General features: G+C 71.9%; 8 protein-coding genes. 4 read left to right on the top strand and 4 right to left on the bottom strand.

Features of this window, described 5'->3' with window-relative positions; translation table 11 throughout:
* From QR78_RS18970 to QR78_RS18955, 4 genes are all read left to right on the top strand, one after another.
* A partial coding sequence (locus QR78_RS18970; protein WP_048429125.1) for a ParA family protein occupies positions 1-817 on the top strand: 817 nt, incomplete at its 5' end.
* On the top strand, positions 807-1,349 hold the full coding sequence (locus QR78_RS18965; RefSeq protein WP_048429124.1) for a hypothetical protein: 543 nt from the start codon (positions 807-809) through the stop codon (positions 1,347-1,349). The genes QR78_RS18970 and QR78_RS18965, both read left to right, overlap by 11 nt.
* 13 nt (positions 1,350-1,362) lie before the next feature.
* Positions 1,363-2,703, top strand: a complete 1,341-nt coding sequence (locus QR78_RS18960) for a hypothetical protein (protein WP_053220983.1) — start codon at positions 1,363-1,365, stop codon at positions 2,701-2,703.
* A gap of 456 nt (positions 2,704-3,159) precedes the next feature.
* The gene (locus QR78_RS18955; RefSeq protein ID WP_425284127.1) at positions 3,160-4,068 is read left to right on the top strand and encodes an alpha/beta fold hydrolase; all 909 of its coding nucleotides are present in this window, start codon (positions 3,160-3,162) and stop codon (positions 4,066-4,068) included.
* Here QR78_RS18955 and trpC read toward each other — a convergent pair.
* The 4 genes from trpC to QR78_RS18935 all read right to left on the bottom strand — a co-directional run.
* The gene (trpC, locus tag QR78_RS18950) at positions 4,059-4,907 is read right to left on the bottom strand and encodes an indole-3-glycerol phosphate synthase TrpC (protein WP_048429123.1); all 849 of its coding nucleotides are present in this window, start codon (positions 4,905-4,907) and stop codon (positions 4,059-4,061) included. The genes QR78_RS18955 and trpC overlap by 10 nt on opposite strands.
* Before the next feature lie 79 nt (positions 4,908-4,986).
* Positions 4,987-6,000, bottom strand: coding sequence for an anthranilate phosphoribosyltransferase (trpD, locus tag QR78_RS18945; RefSeq protein WP_048429122.1), 1,014 nt, complete (start codon positions 5,998-6,000; stop codon positions 4,987-4,989).
* 47 nt (positions 6,001-6,047) lie between these two features.
* On the bottom strand, positions 6,048-6,683 hold the full coding sequence (locus QR78_RS18940) for an anthranilate synthase component II (RefSeq protein ID WP_048429121.1): 636 nt from the start codon (positions 6,681-6,683) through the stop codon (positions 6,048-6,050).
* Positions 6,684-7,105: 422 nt separating this feature from the next.
* A partial coding sequence (locus QR78_RS18935; protein ID WP_048429120.1) for a Bax inhibitor-1/YccA family protein occupies positions 7,106-7,526 on the bottom strand: 421 nt, incomplete at its 5' end.

Genomic DNA, 7,526 nt, shown 5'->3' with positions numbered 1-7,526 from the left:
CGCCGCCGGCGGCGCCTCGGTGCTGGTGATCGACCTCGACCCGCAGGCGAGCGCCTCGGTCTGCTTTGCCGGCGATGCCGTCCTCGCCGAGATGATCACCGGGGGACGCACCCTCGACTACTATCTCGGCCTGCGCATCGTCGACCGCGACAAGGCCACCTTGCCGGACTTCATCCGCGATCACGTCTCGAGCACCACGCATCTCGGCGAGCCGCTGCCGATCTCGCTCCTCGCCTCCGGCCCGTCGCTGCGCATCGTCGAGCGCGAGATCATCTATGCGCTCACCAAGCGCAAATACTCGATGCACGCCATCGAGGGCCACCTGTGGAAGTTGTTTCAGGAAGACTTCGCACCCTTGCGCGAACAGTACGACTACGTGCTGTTCGACTGCGCGCCCGGCATCTCGCCGATGACCGAGGTGGCGATCCGGGCGAGCGACCTCGTGGTGGTCGCCTGCATCTCGGATTTCCTGTCCACCTACGGGCTGAAGGCGTTCTACGAGACGATCTGGGGCGTCGGCAGCGCCTCGGAGAGCATGCTGGCCCCCAAGAAGCCCCCGCATGTCCTGATCACCCGCTGGCAGAACACCAAGCAGCAGGCCACCACCTACGCCACCCTGCAGGCGAGCGCCGCGGCGGACGACGCGCGCTTCCGCCTGTTCCGGACCCGCGTGCCGCAATCGGCCGCCCTGGCGAACGCGCTGACCCTCGAGTATCAGACCTTTGCCAACAAGTATCGCGACGCCACCCGCGACCTGATCGGCGAGGTGATCACGCCCGTGGTGGCCGAGCTGAAGGAGGCCCTGGATGGCGCTTGAGATCGACGGCCTCGCGGTTTTGTGCGCGATCGCGGAGGCACCCGAGGCCTTCCCGGCGATCCGCAGCGACGTGACCAAGGCCGCCCACGCCCTGGTGACCAAGCAGCTGAAGGCCAAGACCCTCGATCTCCCGGGCCTGCGCGCCGTGCGCGAAGCCCTGGGCCCGCAGCCCCTGGCGCTGATCGTCGACGGGCTGAAGGATGCCGAGGTGAAGGCCCTGGCGACCCGCCTCGACAAGCACCACCCGGACCTCAAGGACGCGCCGGCGGTGACCCATCGCCGTCACCTGATGGCGCTCGCCGGCACTCTCGCGCCCGTCTCCGCACCGGCGGCGAAGCCGAAGGCCAAGGCGCCGGCACGGCCCAGGGCCGGTGCGAAGTCAGCGGCCAAGTCCGCGGCCGGTCCCGCCGCCGAGCCGGCCGCCGCCTCCGCCGAGGGCCCGACCGCGGCATCCCCGGCCGCACCCGCGGATGCCCTCGCATCCGCCGCGATGGCGGCCCGCCCGCCGCGGCGACCGCGGCAGCAGGATTGACGGGACCGGGGCGATGGACACCGATGCCCCGAACCCGCCTCGTCGCCCGACGGCCGCGGCTCTCCTACTCCTCGGGGCCGCCGGCCTCGCCGCGGCCGCCCCGGTGCTGCTTCCGGCCGCCGACCGGGCCTGGCACCTGCGCGAGGCGGCCGACGACCCGGAGACGCTGGCGGCGCTCCGACTGCCCGCTATGGCCGATGCGGAACGGATCGGGGCCGGGCTCGACGCCGCGATGGCGTCCGGCGACGACGACCTCGCCCGCAGCTTTCTGGCACTCGCGGACGAGCGCGGCGTGGCGGTCTCGCCCGACCGCCGGGCGCGGGTGGCGGCGCTCGCCGCGGATGCCCCGCGCCGGGCGCTGTCGGAGGCCGCCGCCGGCTTCGTCAGCGGGGAGGGGGCCGGGCCGGCCGGCCTCGCCGGAGCGGTGGCGGGGGATCTCGTCGGCTATGGCGACCTGCGCGACCTGTGGCGCGAGGGCGGGCGCTTCTCGCGCGGCGAAGCCTACGACCCGCTGATCCTCGGCCTCGCCGCCGCCGGGCTGGCGCTGACCGGGGCGACCGTCCTGTCCCTCGGCACCAGCGTGCCGGTCCATGCCGGCACCACGACGCTGAAGCTCGCGGCCCGCACCGGCAAGCTGTCGCGGCCGCTCGCGGCCCGGCTCGGCCGCGCTGCTGCCGCCGCCGTCGACCGGGAAGCTCTGGGATTGACCGCCGCGGCGGCCGGCCGGCTCGATCTCACGGCCCTGCGCCGGGGCGCCACGGGGGTGCTGCGCCCCGGACCGTTCCGCGAGCTGCGCACCGTCGGCGAGCAATCGGCCCGGATCCAGGCGCGGCTCGGAACGCGCGGCACTCTCCAGGCCCTGTCGGTGGCGGAGAACGCCGACGACCTGCGCCGCGTCGCCCGCCTGTCGGAAGGGATGGGTGGGCGCACCCGCGCGGTCCTCGCGCTCCTCGGTCGCGGCGCCCTGGTGCTCGGATCGGGCTTGCTCGCGGTGCTCCAGGGGCTCTGGCTCGGCCTCGCCTGGTTTCTCGCCGCCGCCCTTTTTTGCCGCCGGGCCGGTACGGCGCTCGGCCGCCTGATCTGGCCCCGGCGGGCCCGCCATCCTCGCGGTCGAGGCGCACCGGCTCCCGTCAGCGGATCGGCGGTCGCCCGGGCGTCTCAGGGTCATGAATCGGCACGCCGGACAAGGCCGGCGATGCGCCTGAACAGCAGACCGGCAGATCTCGCGAAATGCGGTTCAGCCGAACAGGCCGGCGATCAGGCTGCCGGCCACCGCGACGACCGCGAGCGTCGCGATGAAACGGATGTCGTCGAGTTTTTCCCTGATCATCGCCGAGCCTCCGCCGTCCTGTAACTGGCTGCCGTGTAGGGCCTGACGCGCGGCCGTGCAGTGTGCATTCGCACCCGTGCTTGATGAACGGTGAACATCGCCGGCCGGCAATGCCGCGGCTCGGGCAAGCCGATGCCAAGCAACTGGGGCGATGCGTGAAACGACGTGAAATCAATGCCGTCAGGGCCGGCTTGGCCGTTGACAGGAGGCCTCGCACCTAAGAAAAAGGGCCACACCGAAGTGTGGCCCAAGTCTAGGGAGGAAACGCCCAAAGAGGGCAGCAACGCCGCGACGCCATCGCCGCGTTGCCCAACCAAGCTAGGCCCTGCCGGCATCGCTGGCAAGGGCCCGCTGGGCGTTTCGTGGCATTGACGACGCAGGTGATGCGTCGTGGCAACGCTTCCATCACGGACCCCGATCGGGGACCCCGTGTCGCCCCCCGGCGTTTCGCTCTCGTCCGCCGCCCCTGGGGAGAGTGCCGTGACGACGTCCCCCGATCCCGTGAACCCGGCCCACATCACCCGGTCCATCCCGGTTCGCGGCCTCACCCTCGCCGTCACCGAGGCCGGTCCCGCCGACGGACCGCTCACGGTGCTGCTGCACGGCTTTCCCGAGACGCGGCGGAGCTGGAAGCGCCAGATCGGCCCGCTCGCGGACGCCGGCCTGCGGGTGGTGGCGCCGGACCAGCGCGGCTACGGCGAGTCGAGCCGGCCCGGGGACCTCGCCGCCTATCACCTCGACCGGCTCGCCGGCGACGTCATCGGCCTCGCCGACGCCTTCGGGCAGGAGCGCCTGCGTCTCGTCGGGCACGATTGGGGCGGCCTCGTCGCATGGTGGGCGGCGGCCCGCTTCCCCGACCGGATCGACAGGGTGGCGATCCTGAACGCGCCGCACCCGGACGTCTTCGGCGCCTATGCCCGCCGCCACCCGAGCCAGGCCCTTCGCAGCTTTTACGTGGGGTTCTTCCAGCTGCCCGGCTTGCCGGAGGCCCTGCTGCGGGCCGGAGACTGCGCCGCCCTGAAACGGGCCCTCACCGCGTCGAGCCGCCCCGGCACCTTCGGGCCGGACGATCTGGCGGCCTACTCCGCCGCCTGGCGCAGGCCAGGCGCGATCACTGCGATGCTGAACTGGTACCGGGCCCTGCGCCTGCCGCGGGAGCCCGCCCCCGGGCCGATCCGGCCGCCGGTCCTGGTGCTGTGGGGCGAGCGCGACACGGCGCTCGAGCGCGGCCTCGCCGCCGAGAGCCTGCGCCTCTGCGCGCAGGGCGCCGTGCGGTACGTCCCGGAGGCGACCCATTGGCTCCAGCACGAGGAGCCGGAGGCGGTCAACGACGCCCTGATCGGGTTCCTGACCGCGGAGATCCGAGCCGCTCCATCGGATCAGGTCTGATCGCCGAACAGCAACCGTTGCGTCGCCGCCGTCACGTCGTCCTGGCGCATCAGGCTCTCGCCGACGAGCAGCGTGCGGATCCCCGCCCGGCCCAGCACCTGCGCGTCCGCATGGCCGCCGATGCCGCTCTCGCCGACCAGGATCCGGTCGGCCGGCACCAGCGGGCTCAGGCGCACCGCGTTGTCGAGGGAAACCTCGAAGGTGCGCAGGGACCGGTTGTTCACGCCGATAAGCCGCGTGCCGAGGGGGATGGCGCGTGCCAGCTCGGCCTCGTCGTGCACCTCGACCAGCACGTCCATGCCGAGGTCATGGGCGGTCTCGACCAGGGCCGCGGCCTCCTCGTCGTCGAGGCTCGCCATGATGACCAGGATGCAGTCGGCCCCCCAGGCCCGGGCCTCCACCACCTGGTAGGGCTCGAACAGGAAGTCCTTGCGCAGGACCGGCAGGGAGCAGGCGGCGCGGGCCGCCGTGAGGTATTCGGGCTTGCCCTTGAACGAGGGCTCGTCGGTGAGCACCGACAGGCAGGTGGCCCCGCCCGCCTCGTAGGCGCGGGCGAGCGCCGGAGGATCGAAATCCTCGCGGATCAGGCCGCGGGACGGCGAGGCCTTCTTGATCTCGGCGATCAGCGCGAAGCGGTCCTGCGCGACATGCGCGGCGATCGCGTCGGCGAAGCCCCGGGGCGGATCCACCTTGGCGACGCGCTTCTCGAGTTCGGCCAGCGGCACGCGCAGCTTCGCCGCCGCGATCTCGCGCCGCTTGTAGGCCTCGATATGGGCGAGGACGTCGGCCGGGCGCGGCCGGGCCTCGTCCTCCGGGTGCGTCGTGTCGATGTCGGACAAGGCCGTGCCTCCCCTCGGGGATGTCGGGGGTCGATCGGGTATAGCAGGAAAGCGGCCCGGGCGGACGGCCCGGATCCGATCACGTGGTGGAGACGGCCGCCAGGCGCTCCAGCACCGCGCGGGCCGCGCCGGTATCGATCGCCTGCGCGGCCCGGGCGACGCCGTCCTGCAGGCTCTCGACCCGGCCGGCGACCACCAGGGCGGCCGCGGCGTTCAGGACGCCGATGTCGCGGTAGGGGGTGCGGGCGCCGTCGAGCACGGCGCGCAGGGCCGCCGCGTTGTGGGCCGGATCGCCGCCGCGCAGCTCCTCGGGCTGGGCGAGGCGCAGGCCCACCTCCCGCGGATCGAGGGTGAAGCGGCGGATCGCGCCGTCCTCGAGCGCCACCACGGCGGTCGGGCCGGTGGTGGTGATCTCGTCGAGGCCGTCGGAGCCGTGCACGGTCCAGACCCGGCGGCTGCCGAGCTCGGCCAGCACCCGGGTCATCGGCTCGGCGAGCGAGGGGGCGTAGACGCCGAGCAGCTGCGCCGGCACGCCGGCCGGATTGCACAGGGGGCCGAGCACGTTGAACAGCGTGCGGGTGCCGATCTCGACCCGCACCGGCGCGACGTGGCGCATCGAGGCATGATGCGCCTGGGCGAACATGAAGCACAGGCCCGCCTCGGCGAGGCAGCGGGCGAGATGGTCCGGCGTCAGGCCGATGCCGACGCCGAGGGCCGACAGGACGTCGGCGGCGCCGGAGCGGGACGAGGCGGCGCGGTTGCCGTGCTTGGCCACCGGCACGCCGCAGGCGGCGGTGACGATCGAGGCCAGGGTCGAGACGTTGTAGCTGCCCGAGTGATCGCCGCCGGTGCCGACGATGTCGACCGCGCCCTCGGGCGCGACCACGCGGGTCATGCGCTCGCGCAGCGCCGCGGCCGCGCCGGTGATCTCGTCCAGAGCCTCGCCGCGGACGTGCAGCGCCATCAGGAAGGCGCCGGCCTGGGCGTGGGTCACCTCGCCGGAGAGCAGGTGGTCGAAGGCGCGACGCGCCTCCTCGCGCGTCAGCGCGGCGCCCGTGGCGACCTTCGCCAGGTAGGGCTTGAACGAGTCCATGACGATAACGAGCCTGATCTCAGCGCGGGCTTAAAGGGCCGGTCCCGTCAATGCACATCTCGGCCGCGCTTGTCACCCCGGGCGCCGACATTCCGGGCCCCGGCATTCCAGACGGAGGCGAGGTCGAGGAAATTGCGCACCATCGTCTCGCCGTGCTGCGACAGGATGCTCTCGGGGTGGAACTGCACCCCGTGGACCGGCCGCTCGGCGTGTTCGAGCGCCATGATCAGCCCGTCCGCCTCCGCGGTCACGACGAGGTTCGCCGGGCACGTCGTGCGCTCGACGACGAGGGAGTGGTAGCGCGTCGCGGCGAACGGCCCGTTGATGCCGCGAAACAGCCCCGTGGCCCGGTGCTGCACGCGCGACACCTTGCCGTGCATCGGGGCCGGGGCCCGCACCACGTCGCCCCCGAAGGCCTGGCCGATCGCCTGGAGGCCGAGGCAGACGCCGAGCATCGGGATCTCGTCGCTCAACTCCCGCACCACGTCGAGGCACACTCCGGCCTCGCTCGGCGTGCACGGCCCGGGCGACAGCACCAGGGCGTCGGGGGCGCGCCGGCGGATGTCCTCCACGGTGATCGCGTCGTTGCGCACGACCTCGATCGCGCCGGCGAGCGGCCCGATCAGGTGGACGAGATTCCAGGTGAAGGAATCGTAGTTGTCGATGACCAGGATGTCGGACATGGGAGGCGCCTCTCGCGGCGCGGTGTGGGGCTTGGGGCGGCGCGAGGTCAAGGGGGCGGGGCGCGGCGCCTCAAATACGTACGGGGTGACGGCGCTCGATCGAGGACGATCCCTGGCCGGGCGCCGAGGAATGCTGCCTCCCACTCTCGACCTCATCCTGAGGTGTCGGCGATCGGAGATCGCAGTCGATCGAAGATCGACTGACCTCGAAGGAGGGGTCAAGAGAACGCAGCGGCATCTGGAGCCCTCCTTCGAGGCTCCTTTCAGTCTGCGATCTCCGATCGCCGGCACCTCAGGATGAGATCGAGGGTGGGATCAAGATTTTAAAGCAAATTTGCCACCATCAGAAAAAAACCCGCCCACCTCTCGCGAGGCTGGCGGGCGTCAAGTCGAGGGTCCGTCCCTGTTGGGCGGCTCGTGGCCTATTCCCGCTCGCCGGTCAGGCTCAGCAGCATCTGGAACAGGTTGATGAAGTTCAGGTAGAGCGACAGGGCGCCGAACACCGCGAGCTTGGACTTGGCTTCCTCACCCCAGTTCTCGGCATATTGCTCCTTGATCGACTGGGTGTCGTAGGCGGTCAGCCCGGTGAAGATCACGACGCCGATAAGCGAGATCGCGAATTGCAGCGCGCTCGAGGCCAGGACGATGTTGACCAGGCTGGCGATGACGAGGCCGATCAGGCCCATCACCAGGAACGAGCCCATCTTCGAGAGGTCGCGCTTGGTGGTGTAGCCGTAGAGGCTGGTCGCCCCGAACATCGCCGCGGTGATGAAGAAGGTGCGGGCGATGCTGGTGCCGGTGAAGACCAGGAAGATCGAGGCGAGCGACAGCCCCATCACCCCG

The sequence above is a fragment of the Methylobacterium indicum genome, assembly GCF_001043895.1.
Taxonomy (GTDB): Bacteria; Pseudomonadota; Alphaproteobacteria; order Rhizobiales; family Beijerinckiaceae; genus Methylobacterium; species Methylobacterium indicum.
The sequence above is the reverse complement of the archived record's forward strand: the minus strand, read 5'-3'. Positions and strand labels throughout refer to the sequence as shown.